20 protein-coding genes are annotated in these 22,134 nt (G+C 76.0%); 6 read left to right on the forward strand and 14 right to left on the reverse strand.

Annotated features, from left to right (window positions below):
• Nucleotides 1-148 precede the first annotated feature (148 nt).
• Nucleotides 149-1,189 carry an NAD(P)-dependent alcohol dehydrogenase gene (locus WA616_RS02150; protein ID WP_336026900.1) on the forward strand — a complete coding sequence of 347 codons (1,041 nt, stop codon included), beginning with the start codon at nt 149-151 and terminating at the stop codon, nt 1,187-1,189.
• A gap of 139 nt (nt 1,190-1,328) precedes the next feature.
• Nucleotides 1,329-2,780 carry an NADP-dependent phosphogluconate dehydrogenase gene (gndA, locus tag WA616_RS02155; RefSeq protein WP_336026901.1) on the forward strand — a complete coding sequence of 484 codons (1,452 nt, stop codon included), beginning with the start codon at nt 1,329-1,331 and terminating at the stop codon, nt 2,778-2,780.
• Nucleotides 2,781-2,855: 75 nt separating this feature from the next.
• Here the strand turns inward: gndA and WA616_RS02160 are convergent, their stop codons facing one another.
• Nucleotides 2,856-3,485 (reverse strand): hypothetical protein, encoded by a 630-nt coding sequence (locus WA616_RS02160; protein WP_336026903.1) that lies wholly within the window; start codon nt 3,483-3,485, stop codon nt 2,856-2,858.
• Between the two features lie 159 nt (nt 3,486-3,644).
• Between WA616_RS02160 and WA616_RS02165 the strand changes: the two genes are divergently transcribed.
• Nucleotides 3,645-4,847: an acyl-CoA dehydrogenase family protein gene (locus tag WA616_RS02165; protein ID WP_336026905.1), complete on the forward strand. Its 1,203-nt coding sequence runs from the start codon at nt 3,645-3,647 to the stop codon at nt 4,845-4,847.
• Here WA616_RS02165 and WA616_RS02170 read toward each other — a convergent pair.
• From WA616_RS02170 to WA616_RS02200, 7 genes are read right to left on the reverse strand one after another with little or no spacing between them, the layout of a single operon-like run.
• Complete coding sequence (locus WA616_RS02170) at nt 4,807-5,262, reverse strand: hypothetical protein (protein WP_336026907.1); 456 nt, start codon at nt 5,260-5,262, stop codon at nt 4,807-4,809. The genes WA616_RS02165 and WA616_RS02170 overlap by 41 nt on opposite strands.
• Nucleotides 5,263-5,291: 29 nt before the next feature.
• Nucleotides 5,292-6,338 (reverse strand): isopenicillin N synthase family dioxygenase, encoded by a 1,047-nt coding sequence (locus tag WA616_RS02175; protein ID WP_073419974.1) that lies wholly within the window; start codon nt 6,336-6,338, stop codon nt 5,292-5,294.
• A complete protein-coding gene (gene add / locus WA616_RS02180; protein WP_336026910.1) occupies nt 6,335-7,420 on the reverse strand; it encodes an adenosine deaminase in 1,086 nt (361 codons plus the stop codon). Before add ends, WA616_RS02175 begins: the two co-directional genes overlap by 4 nt.
• Nucleotides 7,417-8,262: an ABC transporter permease gene (locus WA616_RS02185; protein WP_336026912.1), complete on the reverse strand. Its 846-nt coding sequence runs from the start codon at nt 8,260-8,262 to the stop codon at nt 7,417-7,419. Before WA616_RS02185 ends, add begins: the two co-directional genes overlap by 4 nt.
• Nucleotides 8,259-9,053: an ABC transporter permease gene (locus tag WA616_RS02190; protein WP_336026915.1), complete on the reverse strand. Its 795-nt coding sequence runs from the start codon at nt 9,051-9,053 to the stop codon at nt 8,259-8,261. Before WA616_RS02190 ends, WA616_RS02185 begins: the two co-directional genes overlap by 4 nt.
• On the reverse strand, nt 9,050-9,883 hold the full coding sequence (locus WA616_RS02195; protein ID WP_073419976.1) for an ABC transporter ATP-binding protein: 834 nt from the start codon (nt 9,881-9,883) through the stop codon (nt 9,050-9,052). Before WA616_RS02195 ends, WA616_RS02190 begins: the two co-directional genes overlap by 4 nt.
• 23 nt (nt 9,884-9,906) lie before the next feature.
• Complete coding sequence (locus tag WA616_RS02200) at nt 9,907-10,965, reverse strand: ABC transporter substrate-binding protein (RefSeq protein ID WP_073419977.1); 1,059 nt, start codon at nt 10,963-10,965, stop codon at nt 9,907-9,909.
• A gap of 312 nt (nt 10,966-11,277) precedes the next feature.
• On the opposite strand from WA616_RS02200, the gene WA616_RS02205 reads away from it, so the two are divergent.
• Nucleotides 11,278-13,416: an MMPL family transporter gene (locus tag WA616_RS02205; RefSeq protein WP_336026919.1), complete on the forward strand. Its 2,139-nt coding sequence runs from the start codon at nt 11,278-11,280 to the stop codon at nt 13,414-13,416.
• Nucleotides 13,417-13,452: 36 nt separating this feature from the next.
• Here WA616_RS02205 and WA616_RS02210 read toward each other — a convergent pair whose 3' ends face one another.
• The 3 genes from WA616_RS02210 to WA616_RS02220 form a co-directional block, all read right to left on the reverse strand.
• Entirely contained in the window at nt 13,453-14,490 is a 1,038-nt protein-coding gene (locus tag WA616_RS02210; RefSeq protein WP_336026921.1) for a lysophospholipid acyltransferase family protein, read from the reverse strand.
• A gap of 1 nt (nt 14,491) precedes the next feature.
• Nucleotides 14,492-15,361 carry a patatin-like phospholipase family protein gene (locus WA616_RS02215; RefSeq protein WP_336026923.1) on the reverse strand — a complete coding sequence of 290 codons (870 nt, stop codon included), beginning with the start codon at nt 15,359-15,361 and terminating at the stop codon, nt 14,492-14,494.
• Between the two features lie 87 nt (nt 15,362-15,448).
• On the reverse strand, nt 15,449-16,360 hold the full coding sequence (locus tag WA616_RS02220; protein WP_336026925.1) for a sugar phosphate isomerase/epimerase family protein: 912 nt from the start codon (nt 16,358-16,360) through the stop codon (nt 15,449-15,451).
• A gap of 463 nt (nt 16,361-16,823) precedes the next feature.
• Here WA616_RS02220 and WA616_RS02225 point away from each other — a divergent pair, with 463 nt between their 5' ends.
• On the forward strand, nt 16,824-17,693 hold the full coding sequence (locus tag WA616_RS02225) for an alpha/beta fold hydrolase (protein WP_336026928.1): 870 nt from the start codon (nt 16,824-16,826) through the stop codon (nt 17,691-17,693).
• A 55-nt stretch (nt 17,694-17,748) separates the two neighbouring features.
• On the opposite strand, the gene serA is transcribed toward WA616_RS02225, so the two are convergent.
• Together serA and WA616_RS02235 are read right to left on the reverse strand one after the other, a co-directional pair.
• Complete coding sequence (serA, locus tag WA616_RS02230) at nt 17,749-18,957, reverse strand: phosphoglycerate dehydrogenase (RefSeq protein ID WP_336026931.1); 1,209 nt, start codon at nt 18,955-18,957, stop codon at nt 17,749-17,751.
• A gap of 101 nt (nt 18,958-19,058) precedes the next feature.
• On the reverse strand, nt 19,059-20,036 hold the full coding sequence (locus tag WA616_RS02235) for a site-specific integrase (RefSeq protein WP_336026932.1): 978 nt from the start codon (nt 20,034-20,036) through the stop codon (nt 19,059-19,061).
• A 132-nt stretch (nt 20,037-20,168) separates the two neighbouring features.
• On the opposite strand from WA616_RS02235, the gene WA616_RS02240 reads away from it, so the two are divergent.
• On the forward strand, nt 20,169-21,371 hold the full coding sequence (locus WA616_RS02240; protein WP_336026933.1) for a hypothetical protein: 1,203 nt from the start codon (nt 20,169-20,171) through the stop codon (nt 21,369-21,371).
• 6 nt (nt 21,372-21,377) lie between these two features.
• Here WA616_RS02240 and WA616_RS02245 read toward each other — a convergent pair whose 3' ends face one another.
• Nucleotides 21,378-22,130, reverse strand: a complete 753-nt coding sequence (locus WA616_RS02245) for an HpcH/HpaI aldolase family protein (RefSeq protein ID WP_336026935.1) — start codon at nt 22,128-22,130, stop codon at nt 21,378-21,380.
• Between the last annotated feature and the right edge of the window lie 4 nt (nt 22,131-22,134).

The raw sequence follows: 22,134 nt of genomic DNA on the forward strand, positions 1-22,134 counted from the left end.
GAGGGGGGTCGAGCCTCCACCCCCCACAGATCCGACCTCCCACGCCCGCGCGGGACGGCGTTCCGTGGTGGACGTCCCCGACGGGCCCACACCGCCACCCCCGCCGGCGACCGACCTACCCGCACCACCCCGAGGAGCACTCCGACCCATGCGCGTCAACGCCTACGCCGCCCCCGCCGCCGGGCAGCCCCTGGCCCCGACCACCATCGAGCGCCGCGACGTCGGCGCGAACGACGTCCTCATCGCCATCGAGTACGCCGGCATCTGCCACTCCGACATCCACACCGTCAACGGCGACTGGGGCCCGCAGCCCTTCCCGGTCGTCCCGGGCCACGAGATCGTCGGCGTCGTCGCCGAGGTCGGGGCCGGCGTGACCGGCCACCGCGTCGGCGACCGGGTCGGCGTCGGCTGCATGGTCGACAGCTGCGGCGAGTGCGCGAACTGCCGCGCCGGCGACGAGCAGTACTGCCTGCAGGGCATGGTCCCCACCTACGCCGGCACCGACCGCGACGGCACCACGACCCAGGGCGGCTACTCCACCCACGTCGTCGTCGACGCCGGCTACGTGCTGCGCGTGCCCGGCGGTCTCGACCCCGCGGCCGCCGCGCCGCTGCTGTGCGCCGGCATCACCACCTGGTCGCCGCTGCGCCGCTGGGGCGCCGGCCCGGGCCGGCGGGTCGCCGTCGTCGGCCTCGGCGGGCTGGGCCACATGGCCGTCAAGCTCGCCCACGCCCTGGGCGCGGAGGTGACCGTGCTGTCGCAGTCGCTCAAGAAGCAGGAGGACGGCCTGCGCCTGGGCGCCGACGCCTACTTCGCCACGAGCGACCCGGAGACCTTCAGCCACCTGGCCGGGCGGTTCGACCTGGTCCTGAACACCGTCAGCGCCGCCGTCGACGTCGACGCGTACCTCTCGCTGCTCGCCGTCGACGGCGCGCTGGTCAACGTCGGCGCGCCCGCCGACCCGCTGAGCCTGAACGCGATGTCGCTGATCGGCGGCCGGCGCACCTTCGCGGGCTCCATGATCGGCGGCATCGCCGCCACCCAGGAGATGCTCGACTTCTGCGCCGAGCGCGGCATCGGCGCCGAGGTGGAGGTCGTCCCCGCCGACCGGGTCAACGAGGCCTACGCGCGGGTGCTGGCCTCCGACGTCCGGTACCGCTTCGTCATCGACGCCGCCACGCTGGCCTGACCGCCGGCACGTCCGCATCCCGGCCGGTGCCCGCCCCGCCGGTCCCCGAGCCGGGGACCGGCAGGGCGTGGACACCGCTCCCGGCACGGCTGAGGATCACCGCGGACGCCGAGCAGCCGACGCACCCGAGGAGAGCGCGATGACCGAGCAGGCAGTGGCGAACATCGGGGTGGTCGGCCTCGCCGTGATGGGGTCGAACCTGGCCCGCAACCTCGCCTCGCGCGAGGGCAACACCGTGGCGGTCTACAACCGCACCACCGCCCGCACCGACCAGCTGCTCAGCGAGCACGAGGACCTCGGCTTCGTCGCGGCGCACGACATGGACGCCTTCGTCGCCTCCCTCGCGCGGCCGCGCACGGCGATCGTCATGGTGCAGGCCGGCCGCGGCACCGACGCCGTCATCGAGCAGCTGGCGCAGCGGTTCGAGCCCGGCGACATCATCGTCGACGGCGGCAACGCCGACTTCCACGACACCATCCGCCGCGAGCACGCGCTGCGGGAGCGGGGGCTGCACTTCGTCGGCACCGGCATCTCCGGCGGCGAGGAGGGCGCCCTGAACGGGCCGTCGATCATGCCGGGCGGCTCCGACGAGGCGTGGGAGACGCTGGGGCCGATCCTCCGGTCGATCGCCGCTGTCGCCGAGGGCGAGCCGTGCGTGACCCACGTGGGCACCGACGGCGCCGGGCACTTCGTGAAGATGGTCCACAACGGCATCGAGTACGCCGACATGCAGCTCATCGCCGAGTCCTACGACCTGCTGCGCCGGGTCGGCGGGCACGAGCCCGACGCGCTCGTCGGCGTCTTCGAGGAGTGGAACCGCGGCGACCTCGAGTCCTACCTGATCGACATCACCGCGGAGGTCCTGAAGCAGCGGGACGCCGAGACCGGCCGCCCGCTGGTCGACGTCATCCGCGACGAGGCCGGCTCCAAGGGCACCGGCGTGTGGACCGTGCAGAACGCCGTCGGCCTCGGGGTCCCGGTCTCCGGCATCGGCGAGGCGGTCTTCGCGCGGGCCGTGTCGTCCAAGCCGGTGCAGCGGGCGGCGGTGCAGCGCAGCGTCGGCGAGCGCCCGGCCCCGGCCCCGGCGCCGGAGGGCTTCGAGGACGACGTTCGCGCGGCGCTCTACGCGTCGAAGGTGGTCGCCTACGCGCAGGGCTTCGACCTCATCGTGGCCGGCGGCCTCGCCTACGACTGGGACATCGACCTCGGCGCGATCGCCCGCATCTGGCGCGGCGGCTGCATCATCCGCGCGCAGTTCCTCAACCGGATCGTGGAGGCCTACCAGCGCGACCCGCAGCTGCCGACGCTGCTGGTCGACCCGTACTTCGCCGACGCGGTGGCGCGGGGCGAGGCCGCCTGGCGGCGGATCGTCGGGATCGCCGCCGCCTCCGGCGTCCCCGCCCCGGGCTTCTCCTCCGCGCTCGCCTACTTCGACTCGCTCGCCTCCGACCGGCTGCCGGCGTCGCTCATCCAGGGGCAGCGGGACTTCTTCGGCGCGCACACCTACCGGCGCATCGACCGGGAGGGCACCTTCCACACGCTGTGGTCGCAGGACCGCCGCGAGGTCGCGCAGGAGCCCTCCACCCACTGACCGGGCGGGGCGGTGGTCATCAGGCGGCGGTCGTCAGCCGGTGGTCGTCAGCCGGTGGTCGTCAGCCGGTGGTCATCAGCCGGCGATCGCCGCCCGGGCCGGCGCGGGCACCGGCAGGGACGCCGCGACGACGGTCCCGCCGGCCGCGGGCGTCTCCACCCGCAGCGTCCCGCCGGCGGCCAGCACCGCCCCGGCCGAGCGCAGCAGGTCGGCCGCGGTCACCGGCTCCGCGGCGGACGGGTCGGCGGAGGGCCCGAGCACGAGGAGCACGTCCAGGTGCGCCGTCGACCAGGTGAGCGCCACCGACAGCGAGCCGGCCGCGTCGACGCCCGCCGCCAGCACCTCCTCGACCAGCGCGCGCACCGCGGCCGCGCCGTCCGGCGTCAGCCGCCGCTCCGGGCCGGTGGCGACGAGGTGCACCGACCCGCCGGCGGCGCGGAAGGCGCCGAGCAGGTCGGTGACGACCACCGCGCCGGTCCGTGGCGCGGGCGCCCCGGTGCGCAGCGCGTCCCACACCGCGCCGCTGGAGACGGTCAGCCCGCGCAGCGCCCGCGCGGCCGCCACCGGGTCCTCGCGCACCAGGTACTCGGCGGCGCGCGCCCGGGCGTGCACCAGGGCCACCTCGCGGACCAGCGCCTCATGGCCCTGCGGGGTGGGCGCGGTGCGGACGTCGGCGGGCTCGGCGGTGGACAGGTCGACCGGCATGGTGCTCCGTTCTCCGTCGGGTCCCCCGGACGGCCGCCCGGAGGGGCCGGGGGACGCGAGCGGCGGGGCCCCCGCGCCCGCGCCGGCGCACCCCGGCACCCGGACAACGGGCCCGGCGGCGGCGAGGGTTCCGCGACGCGCCGGGCGACCCGACAGGATGTGCCCGAGCCCGCCGACCTGGAGGACGCCGTGCCCGACCCCGCCGCCCTGCACGACCTCGACGCCGAGGAGACGGCGGTGGTGGAGGTGGTCCGCCGGTTCGTCGACCGGGAGGTGCGCCCCGTCGTCCGCGAGCTCGAGCACTCCGACACCTACCCGGAGGCGCTGATCGGGCGGATGCGGGAGCTCGGCGTCTTCGGTCTCCTCGTCCCGGAGGAGCACGGCGGGTCCGACGTGTCGGTGCCGTGCTTCGCGGCGGTCACCGAGGAGCTCGCCCGCGGGTGGATGAGCCTGGCCGGCGCGATGGGCGGGCACACCGTCGTCGCCCGGCTGCTGCTCGCGCACGGCACCGACGAGCAGCGGGCGCGGTACCTGCCGCGGATGGCGACCGGCGAGCTGCGGGCCACGATGGCGCTCACCGAGCCCGGCGGCGGCTCGGACCTGCAGGCGATGCGCACCACCGCGCGCCCCGACGGCGACGAGTGGGTGGTCACCGGGTCGAAGACGTGGATCACCAACGCCCGCCGGTCCGGGCTGGTCGCGCTGCTGTGCCGCACCGACCCGGACGCGCGCCCGGCGCACCGCGGCATCAGCGTGCTGCTGGTGGAGAAGGGCCCGGGGTTCACCGTCTCCCGGGACCTGCCCAAGCTCGGCTACAAGGGCGTCGAGAGCTGCGAGCTGTCCTTCGACGGCATGCGGGTGCCCCGCGACGCGGTCCTCGGCGGCGAGCCCGGCCGCGGGTTCGCCCAGATGATGCGCGGGCTGGAGATCGGCCGGATCCAGGTGGCCGCCCGCGCGCTCGGGGTGGGCCGCGCCGCGCTGGAGGACTCGGTGCGCTACGCGCAGGAGCGGGAGAGCTTCGGCCGGCCGATCTGGGAGCACCAGTCGGTGGGTAACCTGCTCGCCGACATGGTCACCCGGCTCACCGCCGCCCGGCAGTTGGTGCTCCACGCCGCCCGCCGTTACGAGGCCGGCGAGCGCGCCGACATGGAGGCCGGGATGGCCAAGCTGTTCGCGTCGGAGACCGCGATGCAGGTGGCGCTCGACGCCGTCCGGGTGCACGGCGGCTACGGCTACTCCACCGAGTTCGACGTCGAGCGCTACTTCCGCGACGCCCCGCTGATGATCGTCGGCGAGGGCACCAACGAGATCCAGCGGACCGTCATCGCCCGCGAGCTGGTCCGCCGCTCCCCGCTGCGCTGACCGCCGGACCCGGGCGCCCGGCGAGCAGCGCCATCGCCGCCGCGCAGCCCCAGCCGGCCACGACGACGGGCGTCTCGACCGGGTCCAGGCCGCCCGGGCGGACGCGGGCGCGCACGGACCGCTCGCTCAGGTAGCCGACCGTCAGGCCGGCCCCGATCCGGCGCAGCACCCAGCGCGCCCGGTCGTCCGGCCCGCGCAGCAACCGGGCGAGCGCCCACGCCTGCGGCACGAGCAGGTACGGCGGCGCGCTGTAGGCGGTGCCGAACCACAGCCAGTCGCGCACCAGGTGCTCCGGGCTGCCGGTCAGGAACGGGACGTCGAAGGCGCGCCCGCGCCGCAGCGCGACGGCGTGCCCGGCCGCCTGGGCGGCGAGCTGCACCGCGGTGACGACGAGGAGCGGGACCGGCTGCGCCATGCCGCCGGACCGTAGGGCCTCCCGGCCGGTCAGGCGCCGCCCTGCGCCGCGAGCACCCGCGCCGCCTCGCGCGCGGCCTCCGGGTTGGCCACGCCGGCCCGCGAGCCGGCCAGCTTGGCGCGGATGTGCTCGCCGACCGTGATCGGCGGGTAGGGCGACCCGTCGCCGACGCAGGTGGGCAGCGTCTCGATGACCGCGTCGACGTCGCCGTCGTGGAAGAAGGCGGCGCTGCGCCGGCGGGCGATCGTGCCGTCGACGATCGGCGGCTTGACCCGGTGCAGGGTGGACATCCAGCGGTCGTTGGTCCAGCGCGCCATGAGGTCGCCGAGGTTGATCAGCAGGGCGCCGTCGGCGGGCATGACGTCGTGCCAGCCGCCGTCGCGCCCGAGCACCTGCAGGCCGGCCACCTGGTCGGCCCACAGCACCGTGACGATGCCGTAGTCGGTGTGCTCCCCCATGCCGGTCAGGTCGCCGTCGAGCTCGAGCGCGCCGGGCTCCAGGGCGTAGTTGTTCATCCGGAGGACGTCGAGGCTGTGGCCGGTGTAGCCGGCGAAGAAGCCGGCCGGCAGGCCGAGGGCGTCGGCGAACAGCGTGGTGAGCGTGCGGGCCACCCGGGCGGCCTCGGCGCAGTACGCCTCCACCGCCGGGCGGAACGACGGCGCCTCGGCGGGCCACACGTTCTCCGGGTAGTCGGCCTCGGGCAGGTCCAGCCCCGGGAAGTCCGAGACCGCGGCGCCCACGTTGAACGCCTCGAAGAAGTCGTGCATCCGGTTGGCGGGCGCCAGGCCCAGGCTCAGGCTCAGCGACTCCGTCTTGGGCGGGGCGTAGCCGCGGTTGACCTCCGGCGGCGTCCGGTGGCGCTTCTTCACCTCCAGCGGCAGGCCGAAGAACTCGTCGAGCGCAGCGGCGAAGGCGTCGGTGACCGCCTCGGGCACGCCGTGGCCGACCACCTGCACGAAGCCCACGGTGCGGGCGGCCTCGTCGAAGGCGGCGGCCGCGGCGGCGCGCTCCTCCGCGGTGCCGCCGCGCACGTAGGGCGAGACGTCGACGGTCGGGACGGTGAACGGCGTGCTCATGCGGGGTCCTCCTGGGGTGCCGGGGGCGCGTCGGGGGTGGCCGCCACCTGCGCCTCGACGCGGGCGAGGAGGGCGGCCTTGTCGGTGTCGTCGAGCCAGCAGGCCTCGACGGCGTTGCGGGTGAGGTCGGCCAGCCGGTCGCGGCGCCAGCCGAGCGCGTGCGCGAGGACGCGGTGGTCGTGCGTCGGGTCGGTGCCGAACATCGGCGGGTCGTCGCTGTCGATCGTCACGAGCAGCCCGGCGTCGACCATCTCGGCGATCCGGCGGTGGCTGCCGTCGCCGCTGCCGGAGTAGCGGCCGATGTCGGAGCTGACCGGGGTGCAGGTGAACGGCACCCGCTCCTCGACGCATCGGGCGGTGAGCTCCGGGTCGTCGACGACGTGGTAGCCGTGGTCGACCCGGCTGCAGCCGAGCTCGTCGAGCAGCACCCGGACGTGGTCCGGCGGCCCGGACTCCGAGTGCGCGGTGCGGCGCAGGCCCGAGCGCGCGGCGAGCCGGTAGGCCTCGACGAACCGCCCGGGCGGCCCGTTGACCTCCGCGTAGTCCAGGCCGATGCCGAGGACCTCGTCCACGCGGTGCGCGACCACCTGCTCGACCAGTTCCACGGCCGCGGCACCCGACCGCTCCCGGCAGATGCCGACCAGGAAGCGGGCCTGGATGCCGGTGTCGGCCTCGGCGTCGCGGGCGCCGGCGAGGACGCCCTCGAGGATCGTCGGGTAGGGCACGCCGGGGTGGCCGGGCGGGCTCAGGTGCACCTCGCGGTGGAGGACGCCGTGCGCGGCGCCGCCGGCGGTGAGCGACTCGTAGGTCACCCGGGCGAAGTCGTCGGGGTCACGGATGAGCGAGCCGACGACGTCGAGGACGCGGAGGAACTCCCCGAGGTCCTCGTAGCTGTCGTGCTCGTAGAGCTCCTCGGCCGAGCGGCCCAGCCGCACGCCGTGCTTCCGGGCGAGGTCGAGCACGGTGCCCGGTGCGACGCTGCCGATGAGGTGGCAGTGCAGGCTGACCTTGGGCAGCGCGGCCACCATGGCGTCGATCGCCGGGTCGGCCGGCGTCGGGGTGGAGTGCACGGTCAGGGTCACCGGGCGGCCTCCGCGCGGCCGAACCGGCTGAGCACGGCGGCCTCCACGAGCTGCGCCAGCAGGTAGAGCACCAGCGCGGTGACCGTGACGACGACGACCAGCGCCCACACCCGGGCGTTCTGCGAGCGGCCGGCCGCCGAGACGACGGCGTAGCCGATGCCCTTGCCGGTGGCCAGCCACTCGGCGAGCAGGGCGCCGGTGAGCGCGCCGGGCACGGCGATCCGCACCGAGGCGAACAGCGCCGGCAGCGCGGAGGGGAAGCCGACCCGGCGCAGCACCGTGGACGGCGACCCCCCGTAGACCAGCACCAGGTCGCGCATCTGCGGGGTGACCGAGCGCAGGCCCAGCACGATGTTCACCAGCGCCGGGAACAGCACCACGATCGCGCTCATCGTGGCGACGAGGACGTACCCGCGGCCCACGGCGAGGATGAGGATCGGCGCCAGCGCGATGAGCGGGACGGTCTGCAGCACCAGCGCCACCGGCATGACCGCGCCCTCCAGCAGCCGGTAGCGCACCACGACCGCGGCCAGCACGACGGCGGACAGCAGCCCCGCTCCGAAGCCGACGCCGGCGTCGAGCAGGGTCTGCCCGAGCAGGGCGCCGATCTCGGCGCGCAGCTCGGCGGAGTCGTCCTCGCCGAACAGCGTCGTCCACACCTCCGCCGGCGTCTTGCCGACGTAGGGCGAGACGTCGAAGACCCGCAGCAGCACCGTCCACAGCAGCACGACGACGGCGAGCACCAGCACCGCGGTGCCCACCTGGCGCAGCACCGCGCGCAGCAGCGAGCCGGCCCGCCCGGGCGCGGGCGCCTGGCCGGCGCCGGGCAGCACCGCGGTCACGTCGCCGCCCCTCGCGACCACGGGGTGACCAGCCGGCCGACCAGCCCGAAGGCGGCGTAGAAGGCGCCGGCCACCAGCGCGCAGCCGATGCCCACCGCCCACGCCTGCTCGACGTCGACGTTCTGCTGGGCGATCTTGAGCACCAGCGCGACGCCCCGCTGCACGCCCCCGACGTACTCGCCGAGGATCGCGCCGAGGAAGGCCGCCGGCGCCCCGATCCGCAGCGCGGCCAGCAGCGACGGCAGCGCGGCGACCGCCTGCACCTCCACCAGCTGGCGCACCCGCCCGCCGCCGAACACGCGGACCACGTCGAGGCTGGCGCGGTCGGCCGAGCGCAGGCCGAGAACCGCCCCGACCACGGTCGTGAAGAAGACCGAGAGGGCCGCGAGCGCGGTGGCGGTGCCCGAGCGCTGCCCCTCGTCGGGGTTGCCGATGACGATGAACAGCACCGGCGCCACCGCCACCAGCGGCACGCAGTAGCTCATGACGGCGACCTGCATGAGCACCGCCTCGGCGACCGGCAGCAGCAGCACGAGCGAGGCGACGACGAGGCCGGCGAGCGTTCCGTAGCTGAAGCCGACCGCGGCCTCCTGCAGCGTCATGCCGAAGTGCAGCGACCAGAACCGCCAGCCGCCGTCGACCGCCGCGCCGGCCACCCCGCCGGGCGTGGGCACGCGGGCGCCCGACAGCACGGTGACCGCCGCCAGCCACCAGACCGCGAGCAGCGCGGCGATGCCGGCCGCTCCGGTCACCAGGGAGCGCGCCGGCCCGCGGGCGAGGCCCACGCTCACTCGCCCGCCGCCGCGGCGCCGCCGAACAGCAGCTCGGACGCCCGGTCGTGCAGGGCGTGGAACTCCGGCGTGCGCATCATGTCCGGCGTCCGCGGGCGCGGCAGGTCGACGTCGATGACCTCCTGGACCCGGCCGGGCCGCGCGCTCATCACCGCGACCCGGTCGGACAGGAAGACCGCCTCGGAGATGCCGTGGGTGACCATGAGCGTGGTCGCCGGCTTCTCCGTCCAGATCCGCAGCAGCTCGACGTTCAGCCGCTGCCGGGTCATGTCGTCCAGCGCCCCGAACGGCTCGTCGAGCAGCAGCACCGACGGCCGGACCACCAGCGCGCGGGCGATCGACACCCGCTGCCGCATGCCGCCGGACAGCTGCGCGGGCTTGGCCTTCTCGAACCCCTCGAGGCCGACCAGCCGGATCAGCTCGGCGACGAGCGCGTCGTCGGGCCGCTGCCCCGAGACCTCGAACGGCAGCCGGATGTTGGACACCACCGACCGCCAGGGCAGCAGCGCGGAGTCCTGGAACGCGATGCCCAGGTCGTGGTCGCGGCGCAGCTGCTGCGGCGTGCGGCCGTCGACCAGCGCCGAGCCCGACGTCGGCTCCTCCAGGCCGGCGAGGATCCGCAGGATCGTGGACTTGCCGCAGCCCGACGGCCCGAGCAGGGACAGGAAGCTGCCCCGGTCGGTCCACAGGGTGGCGTCCTCCAGGGCCTGCACCGTGCGGCGGCCGGTCCGGAACGTCTTGGTCAGGTGGTCGATCCGCACGCCGGTGCCGGTGGAGCCCGCGGCCCCACCGGCACCGGCGCCCGTCGACGTCGTGACGACGTCGGTCATGTCGGGTCTCCCGGACGGGTCGGTCAGGCGGGCAGCTCGGTGAGCTCGGGCTTCTCCTCGAGCAGCTGCTCCAGGAGCGAGAGGTCGAAGAGGTCCTCGGCCGCGATGTCGATGCCGGCGGCCTCGAGCGTGGCCATGTTCTGCTCGATGAGTTCGTCGGTGATCGTGAACAGGCCGTTGGCCTCGACGTCGGGCGTGACGATCAGCCCCGCCTGGACCTCGGACTGCTCGAGCTCCTTGGCCATGTCGAGCTGCAGGTCCGCGCCGTACTCCTCGACCGCCAGGCGGGCACCCTCGGCCGGGTCGGCCAGCGCGTCCTGCCAGCCGCGGATCTCGGCCTCCAGGAAGGCCATCACCCGCTCCGGCTCCTCGGCGATCATCCGGTCGGTGGTGATGACCGACTCGGCGACGAAGGGCAGCCCGTTGTCGGCGAAGGGCAGGTTGGTGACCTCGATGCCCTGCGACTGCACGGTGATCGACTCGTTGGTCAGGTAGGCGAGGAAGCCGTCGACCTCGCCGTCGATGAGCGGGGCCGGGTCGTACTCGACCGGCACCTTCTCGACGTCGGCCGGGTCGATGCCGTTGACCTCGAGCAGGGCGTCGAACAGCGTCTCGTTGCCGCCGGCCTGCACGCCGATCCGCTTGCCGACGAGGTCCTGCGGCGTCGCGATGTTCCCCCCGTCGGCCAGCGACAGGATGGTGAACGGGTTCTTCTGGAACTTGGTGCCGACGATCTTGAGCGGCGCGTCCTCCTCGGCGATCACCTGGGCGGTGGAGACGGCGTTGCTCAGGCCGAAGTCGGCGTCCTCGGTGGCCACCAGGGTCTCGATCGCGCCGGGGCCGGGGTCCATCGTCACCGAGGTGAACCCCGCGTCGGTGTAGTGGCCGTTGGTGTCGGCGAAGAACTCGCCGGCGAACTCGGCGTTCTTGATCCAGGACAGCTGCAGGGTCAGCTCGCCGAGGTCCCCGCCTCCCTCGCCGGCGGCCGCGGCGGGCTCGTCGCCGGACCCGCAGGCGGTGAGCGCCAGGACGGCGGCGGTCAGCAGGGCTCCGGCGCGCGCGGCGCGGCGGGGAAGGGGCATGCGGCTCTCCGTCTCTCGGCCGGGCGCCGGTCCGGCGCCCGCTCGCGACGGACGCTAGGAACGGGTCGTTTCGCGGCCGGGCGCGGAGCGTTTCGAGACGGTTAAGACGCGCACCACCCCGCCTGCGGCGCCGGCCCGGCCGACCGGCCACCGTCCGGCGGCGGTGCGGTCACGCCCCGTGACACGCGCCCGGCGGACGCCGCGAACCGCGGGGGGACCGGGTGCCGGGCGGGAGCGGCCGTCGCTAGCGTCCGGGCCGCACCGTCGCCGTCCGGGGTCGCGGGGGCCCCCGGCTCTCCCGGAGGGGTCCCCGTGGGCAGGTCGTTCGCGTCCCGTGTCAGCCACCCGCGCCTCAAGTGGGTCGTGCTCGTCGTCTGGCTGGTCCTCGCCGCGGTGTCGGCGCCGCTGGCCGGCCGGCTCCCCGACCAGCAGGAGAACGACGTCGCGGCCTGGCTGCCCGCCGAGGCCGAGTCGACCCGGGCGCTGGAGCTGCAGACCGAGCTCGGCTCGGACCCCGACCTCATCCCGGCCGTCGTCGTCTACGAGCGGGCCGCGGGGCTCACCGCCGAGGACGCCGCCGCCGTGCAGGCCGACGTCGAGGTTCTCGGCGGGCTCGAGGCGCTCGACGGCGAGGTGGTCGGCCCGGTCCCGTCCGAGGACGGGCAGGCGCTGCAGCTGGTCGTGCCGCTGAACGTCGGGCCCGACGGCTGGGAGGCGATCGCGCCGGTCGTCGACGGCATCCGCGCCGAGGTCTCCGACGGCCCGTCCGGGCTCGACGCCTACGTCACCGGCCCCGCCGGCAGCGCGGCCGACTCGTCGGAGGCCTTCGCCGGCATCGACGGGACGCTGCTGTTCGCGGCCCTCGGCGTCGTCGTCCTGATCCTGCTGCTCACCTACCGCAGCCCGGTGCTGTGGGTGCTGCCGATCTTCTCCGCGGTGATCGCGCTGTTCTGCTCGCAGGCCGTGGTCTACCTGCTCGCCCGGTACGCCGACCTGACGGTCAACGCGCAGAGCGCGAGCATCCTCACCGTCCTGGTGGTCGGCGCGGGCACCGACTACGCGCTGCTGCTGGTCGCCCGCTACCGCGAGGAGCTGCGGCTGCACGCCGACCGGCACGAGGCGATGACCGAGGCCGTGCACCGGGCCGGCCCCGCGGTGCTGGCGAGCGGCGGGACCGTCGTCCTCGGGATGCTGTGCCTGGTCGCGGCGGAGATGAACTCCACCGCGGGCCTCGGCCCGGTGGCAGCCATCGGCGTCGCGGTCACCCTCGTGGTGCTCATGACGCTGCTGCCGGCGCTCCTGGTCATCTGCGGGCGGTGGGTGTTCTGGCCGGTGCGACCCGCCTTCGGCAGTGCCGAGCCGAGCGCGACCGGGTTCTGGGCGCGGGTGGGCGCGGCGCTCCGGCCGCGGCCGCGGGTCACCTGGGTGGTCACGAGCCTGCTGCTCCTGCTCGCCTGCACCGCCGTGTTCCGCCTGGACCCCAGCGGCCTCACCCAGGCCGAGGGCTTCCGCGGCGAGCCGGAGTCGGTGCAGGGCGACGCGGCGGCCGCCCGCCACTTCCCCGCCGTCGCGGGCAACTCCGTCTACGTCGTGACGACGGCGGACTCCGCCCCGGAGGTCGCGGAGACCGTCGCGGCCGACGACGGCATCGCCGAGGTGCGCGAGCCGCAGGTCGTCGGGGACGACGCACTGGTCGAGGCGTCGCTGGCCGATCCGTTCGACAGCCCGGCGGCCGCGGACACCGTCGAGCGGCTGCGGGTGTCGCTGGACGACGCCGGCGACGGGCAGGCTGTCGTCGGCGGCAACACCGCGCTCAACCTCGACGTGCAGACCGCCTCCCAGCGGGACAACCGGGTGGTCATCCCGCTGATCATGCTCGTGGTGCTCGCCGTGCTCGGGGTGCTGCTGCGGGCGGTCGTGGCGCCGCTGCTGCTCATCGCCACCGTGGTGCTGAGCTTCAGCGCGGCGCTCGGCCTGAGCGCGCTGCTGTTCGACGCGGTCCTCGGCGTCACCGACACCGACAGCTCGTTCCCGCTGTTCGTGTTCGTGTTCCTCGTCGCGCTCGGGATCGACTACAACATCTTCCTGATGACCCGGGTGCGGGAGGAGGCCGTCGACCACGGCACCCGGCGCGCCGCGCTCGTCGGCCTCGCGGCCACCGGCGGGGTGATCACCTCGGCCGGGCTGGTGCTGGCGGCGACGTTCGCGGTGCTCGGCACCCTGCCGCTGACGTTCCTCACCCAGCTGGGCATCGCCGTCGCGCTGGGCGTGCTGCTGGACACGATCATCGTGCGCTCGGTGCTCGTCACGGCGCTCACGCTCGACGTCGGCCGGTGGATGTGGTGGCCCTCCCGGCTGGCCCGGCGGCCCGACGAGCGCCCGGACGGGGCCGACGTGCCGCCCGGCGGTGCGGCGGTGCCGGCCGAGCCGGGCACACCGGTGCGCACCTGACGCCCGGGCGGGCGGCGGGACTCCCCCGCCGGCCGGTCAGCGGCCGGTGTCCTCGGCCGCCGAGGTGGTGGTGATCCAGGCGTCGATCGTCTCCCACCAGCGGTAGAGCCAGTCGGTGAGCTCGGCCTCCCCGCGCGGCACCTCCGCGGCCGGGACGAACCACCAGCGCAGGTGCAGCGTCTTGTCCATGGGCAGCTCGCGCCAGACGTCGCGGACGCTGTCGAGGTGCTCCAGCCCGGTGTGCGCGACCAGGACGACGTCGGCGTGCGGTGCCGCCTGCAGCGCCGCGACGACACCGCCGGGACGCGGCGGCAGCACGTGCCGCATGGCCTCCGCACGGCGCGCCGCCGCCACCAGCCCGCGGTCGCGCAGCCGCTGGATGGCCCGCAGCCGCCGCCGCGGGGTGGCGTTCGCGCCCTCCGGGAAGATCAGCAGCGCGTCCTCCTCGCCGAGGTCGCGGGCGAGGTCGGCGATCGCCCGCTCCGCGCGCTCGCCGGCCCCCGGCCCCGCGGAGACGAAGGAGTTGGGCAGCCGGTTGAGGAAGGTGTCGATGAGCGGGTCGAGCTGGAGGGTGTCCTTGAGGACGATCCGCGGCTGGCGCAGGTGGTCGCGGTTCATCAGCGTGTTGACCAGCAGGAACGAGTCGCCCGGCCCGGCGTGGCGGGACAGCACGACCATGGCGTTGGTGGAGCCGGGCATACCGTCGTCGAGAGGTGACCAGGACTCGCCGTCGGTGACCAGCCGCAGGGCGAACAGCCGCTGCGCGGCGCGCATGACGACGTCGAGGAGGACCCGCAGCACGGTGTAGTGCGCCGCCCGCCACCGCCGGGCGCGCACGGCCCGGCCGGCGCCACCGGCCACCCACAGCACCGCGGCGGCGACCAGGCCGGCCACCTCCATCGCCAGGTAGACCAGCGCGAACGCGAGCAGCCGCAGCGCGCGCAGCCGGCCGGGCAGGAAGAACGAGGCCACCAGCGCGACGACGGCGAGCACCGGCAGCAGGACGACGCCCGCGACGAGCAGGCCGAGCAGGACCGGGCCGGCCACCCGGCGCACGGGGCGCGGCGGCAGCACGTCAGGCCTGCCCGGGGGTGGCGCGCGCGAGGGACCCCGCCGCGGCGGCGCGGGCCCGCTCGATGCGGTCGGGCACCGCCGAGAAGTCGCGGTAGCGCAGGTTGGCCGCGCCGGGCGGGGCGTCGTCGCCGGCGGGCAGCACGTGCACCGTCACCCCGGGCGGCAGGGCGGCGAGGTCGGCGGAGTAGCGGTGCCGGCGGGCGATCTCGAAGGCCACCGTGGCCACCTCCCAGGGCCGTGTGGGCGGGCGCAGCGGGCGGTCGACCCGGCCGACGTGCAGCACGTAGACCGTCCGCGCGCCGAGGGCGACGGCCCGGCCGACCGGGATGCTGTGCACCAGCCCGCCGTCGAGGTGGTGCTCGCCGTCGATCTCCACCGGCGGCAGCAGGCCGGGCACGGCGCAGGAGGCGAGGACGGCGTCGACCAGCGGGCCGTCGGTGAACCACCGCTCGGCGGCCCGCTCGATGCTGGCCGCGACGCACTGGAACGGCACCCGCAGCGCGGCGAAGTCGGCCGGCAGGGAGGACTCGAGCAGCTCGCGCAGCGGCTCGCGCGGGTGCAGGTGGGTGCGGGTGCGCACCAGCGTGCCGACGCGGGCGACCACCGACCCGGCGAACACGCGCTTCGAGGCCAGCTCCTCCCAGACGGCGCGCAGCCGGCCGACGGCGTCCGGCGTGGGGTCGGCGGCCACGAACGCGCCGTTGACCGCGCCCACCGAGGTGCCGACGACCAGGTCGGGCCGGATGCCGGCGTCGAACAGGGCCTGCAGCATGCCGACCTCGGCGGCGCCGAGCACTCCCCCGCCGCCCAGGACGAACGCGGTGCCGCCCCGCTCGCCGGGGAGCTCGGACGGCGACTCGGGAGGGTGCACGGCCGCATGCTGCCACCGGCGCCGGACGCGCGAGGGGGCGGCCCCGGGAGACCCGGGACCGCCCCCGACGAGCGGGAGTGCGATGTGTCAGTAGGTGGTGCAGGTGAGGTAGGCCAGGCCCTCCTCGGCCGCCTCGAACGGGTCGAAGGTCGGGTCACCGAAGCGCGGGTCGTGCTCGACGACGAAGTAGCGGGTGCTGCCGCCGCCCGCCGCGAAGACCTCCGGGAAGTCGATGGTCCCGCGGCCGACGATCTCGATCCGGTTGCCCAGCGCCGGGTTGAGGTCCTTGACGTGGAACAGCTGGATGCGGTTCCCGTACTCCTCGAGCACGTCGACCGGGTCGAGGCCGGCGCGGGACACCCAGTAGAGGTCGAGCTGGGAGACGACGTTCTTCTTCTGCGTGTTCGCCATCAGGATGTCGAAGGCGGTGCGGTCGCCGAAGACGCGCGTGAACTCGAAGTCGTGGTTGTGGATCATCAGCGTCTGGCCGGCCTTGCGGGCCTGCTCACCCACGGCGTCGAGGTACCGCGCGTAGGCGACCCAGTCGGCCTCGGTGGGGAGCGGCTGCATCCACGGAGCGCCGGCGCTGCTGCCGGACCCGAAGTACTTGATGCCCAGGACGCGGTTGTCCTCGATGATCCGCGCGATGTCGGCCGGGGCGGTGTGCGTGCCGACGTCGACGTGGCGAGCAGAGGCCTTCAGCCCGTACTCGTCGAGCAGGGCCCGGTACTCCTCGGCGGTCCAGCCGCTCAGGGTGAACGGCTCGACGTTGCGGTAGCCCATCTCGGCCAGCCGCCGCAGGACCTCCTCGTGCCGCGCCTGCTCTCCGGCGCCCCCGCCGATGTACTCGGCGAACGTGTAGAGCTGGACGGAGATCTTGCTCAGCGGCACGCCGCGGCCGGCGCAGTCGGACGCGCCGGGCGACGTCGTCGGTGGCGCGGCGGTGGCGGTGCCGGCCAGGCCGATGAACAGCACGGCGGACAGGGCGGCCAGGAGCACGGCGCGGGCCGTGGACCGGAGACTTCTCTTCACCTCGGGTGGATCCCTCTCGACGGGTGCAGCGGTGCACGTCGTCGCTCGCGGAGCCGACGTCCCGCGCACCCGGGCACCTCGGCCGAGGCGCCCGGGCGGCGGGGTGTCGTCCCCGTCCGCGAGTGGGGCTGTGCCCCACGTCACCTAACCTAGCCACTTGTGCGCTCGCGAAAGCAGAAGTCCGTCATGGGTGCGCACAACCAGGCTGCGCCGATGGGTCCGGGGTCCTGGCGGGGTCGTTCCCGGTGTCGATCCGCGACGACCGGAGGCCGTGGCCACCTTCATCACCGAGCACCGCGGGTCGATGCCGCGGCACGCGCTGCGCACCGCCGTCGCGGTGCCCGACGCCGCCGAGCGGGGGCGGCTGCTCGGCTGACGGCGGCCCCCCGGATGATCGGCGGGCCGACCGCCGCACCCCGAGGAGCCGCCGATGTCCGCCGCCACCGAGACCGGCGCCGCCCCCGCCTGGTTCGCGGCCGCGCTCGCGCAGGCACCCGAGCGGCGGGAGGTCGAGGTCGACGGCACGCCCGTGCGCTACCGGGTGTGGGGCGAGGCCGGGCGTCCCGGGCTGGTGCTGGTGCACGGCGGCGCGGCCCACTCCGGCTGGTGGGACCACGTGGCCCCGCAGCTGCACTCGCACCGGGTGGTGGCCCTGGACCTCAGCGGGCACGGCGACAGCGGCCGCCGCGCCGCCTACGACATGGGCACGTGGGCGCGCGAGGTCGTGGCCGTAGCGGACGCCGAGCGCCTCTCCCGGCCCGTCGTCCTCGGGCACAGCATGGGCGGCTGGGTGTCCCTCGTGGTCGGCGTGGAGCACCCGGACGCCGTCGCCGGCGTCGCGGTCATCGACTCACCCCTGGTGCGCCGGCCGCCGGAGGAGGAGCAGCTGCGCGACCGGCGCCGGCCGCACCGCACCTACCCGACCGTCGAGGAGGCCGTCGGGCGGTTCCGCACCGTCCCGGCGCAGGACGTGCTGCTCCCCTACGTCCGCGAGCACGTCGCGGCCGACTCGCTGCGCCGGGACGGCGACGGGTGGACCTGGAAGTTCGACCCGCAGCTGTGGGGCTCCCCGCCGCTGCTCACCGAGCTGCTGCCGCGGCTGACGGTCCCGGCGGCGCTGTTCCGCTGCGAGAAGGGGCTCGTGGACCCGCGGATGGCCGCCGAGATGGCGGCCCTGGTGCCCGGCGGCCTGCCGGTCGTCGACCTGCCCGACGCCGGGCACCACCCGATGCTCGACCGCCCGCTCGCGCTGGTCACCGGGATCCGGACCCTGCTCGCGTTCTGGCCGCGCCCCGCCTGAGGGCTCAGTCCAGGCAGTAGGTGGTGACCTGCGCCGGACCGACGTCCTGGCGCGGTCAGGCCCCGCTGTGCCGGAAGGTGGTCAGCCGGACGCTCTCCGGCAGCGCCTCGAGCGCCTTGACGAGCTCCTCCGGCAGTTGCGCGCTGACGTCGGTGACCGCGTACCCCAGCTCTCCGCGGGTGGCCAGCACCTGGCCATCGACGTTGAGCCCGTGCTCGCCGACGAGCGCGTCGACCCGCGCCAGCACGCCGGGCACGTTGCGGTGCAGCAGCGCGAACCGGTCGGCCGAGGAGCCGTGCAGGGCCACGGTGGGCAGGTTGACGCTCAGCGTCGTCGTGCCGGCGCCGGTGTAGTCGACGAGCTTGCCGGCCACGAACCGCCCGATGTCGTGCTGCGCCTCCTGGGTCGACCCGCCGACGTGCGGCGTGAGGATCACGTTGGGCAGCCCGCGCAGCACCGAGGTGAACGGGTCGCCCTGCTCGCGCGGCTCGTCGGGGAAGACGTCGACGGCGGCACCGGCGATGTGGCCGCTGAGGATGTGCTCGCGCAGCGCCTCGTGGTCGACGACGAAGCCGCGGGACAGGTTGAGGAACAGGCTCCGCCGGCGCATGCGCGCGAACTGCTCGGCGCCGAACATGCCGGCGTTCCCGGCCCGTCCGTCGACGTGCAGCGTCACGGTCTCGGCCCGCTCGAGCAGCTCCTCGAGGGTGTCGCAGCGCTCGGCGTTGCCCAGCGCCAGCTTGTCCTCGAGGTCGTAGAAGACCACCCGCATGCCCAGCGCCTCGGCCAGCACCGACAGCTGGCTGCCGATGTTGCCGTAGCCGACGATGCCGAGCGTCCGGCCGCGCACCTCGTGGCTGCCCGACGCCGACTTGTCCCAGGAGCCGGCGTGCAGCGCGCGGTCCCGGTCGACCAGCCGGCGGGCCAGGATGATGATCTCCGCGATCGCCATCTCCACCACGCTGCGGGTGTTGGAGTACGGCGCGTTGAACACCGCCACCCCGGCGCCGGCGGCGGCGCGCAGGTCGATCTGGTTGGTGCCGATGCAGAAGGCCCCGAGGCCGACCAGGGACGGGCGGGCGGCGAACACCCGCGCGGTCACCTGCGTCTTCGAGCGGATGCCGAGGAGGTCCACGCCGTCGAGGGCGGCGACGAGGTCGTCCTCGTCCAGCGCGCCGCGCAGCGACTCGACCTCGTACCCGGCCGAGCCGAGCAGGTCGGCCGCCACCGGGTCGATGTTCTCCAGCAGCAGGGCTCTCGGCACGTGCAGGGACCTCCTCGACGCGGGGCCGCCGGCGGACTCCGTCGGCACGAGTATCCCGCCGTCGCCGCGGGGGCCGGGTCGGCGGGGTCGGGCGGGTGGGGTCAGAGGCCGAGGGAGCCCGAGGCCGGGTCGGCCCACCTGCTGGAGGCGTCGTACGAGCGGACGACGAGCGACCGCCACCGCCCGGTCCGGCTGATCTCCTTCTCCGGCACACCCTGCGCGTAGGCGGTGGTGGCGAAGCCGCGGCGCAGCGAGTGCGGCGAGAGTCCCTCGACGGGGACGCCGGCCCGCTCGGCGGCGCGCCGCAGCACGAGGTCGACGCTGCGCGTGGTCAGGGGTGCCTCCCCCAGCCGCGGCGCGCGCCCCTTGCCCACCGACCGGAACAGCGGCCCGGACGTGACGCCCTGGCCGGCGAGGGCGGCCAGCCAGGCCCGCACGGCGCGGACCGGGCAGGTGGTGGCGCGGACCCCCTCGGCCAGCGCGAGCGTCTCCCCGGCGCCCTCCTGGTCGGTCTTGGAGTACCGGATCAGCACGTCGAGGCCGCCGTGGCCGGCCGGGACGACGTCGTCCACGCGCAGCCCGCACAGGTCCGACGCCCGCAGCCCCAGGGCGAAGCCGACGAGCACCAGGGCGCGGTCGCGGGTGCCGGCGAGGGTGTCCGGCAGGTCCTCGACGAGCGCGCGGACGGTGGCGGTGTCGACCGCCCGCGCCCGCCGCGGCCGGTAGCCGCTGCGGACGGCGGTGCGGCGGATGCCGGTGAGCGTCCGGCGCACGCCCTCGCTGTCCCCCGGCGGGGTCAGCCCGGCGCGGCGGTGCAGGTCGTTGAGCGCGGACAGCCGGCGGGCGACGTATCGCGGGCTGCGCCCCTCGTCGGCCATCCCGGCCAGCCAGGCCGCGACCGCCAGGGGATCGGCAGGCGGCGCCACGGGCAGCGAGCGGCCCCGGCACCACGCCTCCCAGGCGGCGACGTCGCGCGCGTAGGCGTCCCGCGTCGAGTCGGCGTGCGACGCGTCGAGGTAGGCGCCGACCGCGCTGAGGTCGCCCGGCAGCAGCGGTCCCCCGCCCGTCCGAGGGGTCACCGCTCGCGTCGTCGGGTCCTCCGTCATCACTTCGTAGAGTAGGTGCTTCTCGGAAGCGACCGCCCATCAGGACGCCCTTGTGATCCGCACGGATGGATACATGGACCGCACATCCGTCTATCGTCGTCCGGCATGACGGAGCAGGACGACGCGCAGGACGGAACCCGGTGCGCCTTCCCGGGCTGTCCCGCTCCCCCGCGGCCGCGCGTCCCCGGGCGCAGCGGACCGTCGCCCCGGTTCTGCGACCGGCCCGACCACAACCCCGAGACGGCGCGCACCGCGCGCGCCCGCGCCGCCGGGCGGCGGAACGGCCGGCTCACCGCGACCGCCACGGCGCTGGCCGAGGAGCTGCCGCCCGAGGGCCGGGTCCGGCACCTCGTGGGCCGGTGGGCCGAGGCGACCCGCGAGGCCGCCGAGGCCGCGGAGGCGCAGGCCGCGCTGCTCACCGCCGCCGCCGAGGCCCTCGCGCAGTACCGGGACGAGGCCACCGTCGAGGCGCGGCTCGCCCAGGCGCGGGCCGACGTCGACGGCGCGCACGCGGCCCGGCTGCGCGCCGAGGAGCAGGCCCGCCGCGACGAGCAGCTGCGGGCGGAGGCCGAGGAGGGCCGCCGCGCAGCCGAGAGCGCGGCCGAGGCCGCCCGGGTCGCCGCCGAGGAGGCGGTCACCGCCGCCCGCGAGGACGCCGCCGGCCGGGTCGCCGCCGCCGACGCCGCCCGCGAGGCGGCCGAGGAGCAGCGGGACCGGGCGGAGGCCGCGCGCCGGGCGGCCGAGGAGGAGCGGACGGCGGCGGAGCAGCGCGCCGAGGACGCCGGGTCGGCCGCCCGGGACGCCGAGCGGGAGACGGCGCGGGCGCGGCGGGACGCCGAGGAGGCCCGGGCGCAGGCCGCCCGGGAGCACGACGAGCTGGTCGAGGCCCGCGCCCGGTGGGGCGTCACCGAGCAGACCCTCACCGCCGCCCTGCGGGAGCGGACGGGCGAGCGGGACGAGGCGGCCGCCGCCCGCGACGCGGCACTCGCCGACGCGGCCCGCGCGGGCGAGCGGGCCCGCGACGCGGAGCGCGAGCGGGACGCCGCCCGGCGCGGGGAGCGCGAGGCCCGCGACCGCGCGGCGGAGGCGACGACGCGGGCGGCCGCCGCCGAGCGCGACCTCCGTGACGCGCTGGCGGAGGCCGCCGCGGCCGCGCGGCGCGCCGAGGACGCCGCCCGCCGGGCCACCGACGCCGAGGCGGGCGCCCGGCGGGCGGGCGAGCGGGCCGCCGCGCTCACCGCCGAGGTCGAGGGCCTCCGCGCGCGGCCGGCGGAGCCGGACCCGCCGGACGGCGAGCCGGCCGGCTGAGGCGGGTCAGGCCTCCCCGGCGCCCGCTCCCCGCGCCGACCTCCGGGCCGCGGCCAGGTGCCCGGCCGCCGCCGCGCCGAGCACCGCGACGTCGACGGCGACCGTGACGATCGTGGCGCCCTCCGCCGCGTACCCGGCCGCCTCCTCGCCGCTGTAGGCGTGCACGCCCACCGGCACCCCGGCGGCCACGGCCCGCGCGACGATCGACGACAGCACCCCGCGCAGCTCCGCCCGGTGCTCCTCCCCCGCCAGGCCGAGCGAGAGCCCGAGGTCGCCCGGGCCCACGTAGACCCCGTCGAGGCCGTCGACGGCGAGCAGCGCGTCGAGGTCGTCGAGGGCGCTCGCGGCCTCCACCATGACGACGACCAGCGGCTCGTCGGCCCCGCCGGACAGCCGCCCGATCGACCGGCCCCCGGCCGGGGCGTACCGGCAGGCGGCGACCACCTCGCGGGCGTGCGCGGCGTCGCGGACGTTGGGGACGATCACGCCGCGCGCGCCGAGGTCGAGCGGGCGGCCGACGTCGGCGAAGTGCGGGCTGCGGGTGCGCACCAGCGGGACCGCGCCCGCCGCCGTCACGGCCGCGGCCACCCCGGGCAGGTCGGCCTCGGTCCCGGCGCCGTGCTGGAGGTCGACGACGACGTGGTCGGCGCCGGTGCGCGCCAGCACCTCGCCGGTCACCGCGCCGGGCAGCAGGCTCCAGAGCCCGTGGCTGGCCCGGCCCTCCGCCCACCGCGCCCGCAGGTCCGCCTCGCTCGCCATCCCG

The organism is Geodermatophilus sp. FMUSA9-8, assembly GCF_037034165.1.
Lineage (GTDB): Bacteria > Actinomycetota > Actinomycetes > Mycobacteriales > Geodermatophilaceae > Geodermatophilus > Geodermatophilus nigrescens.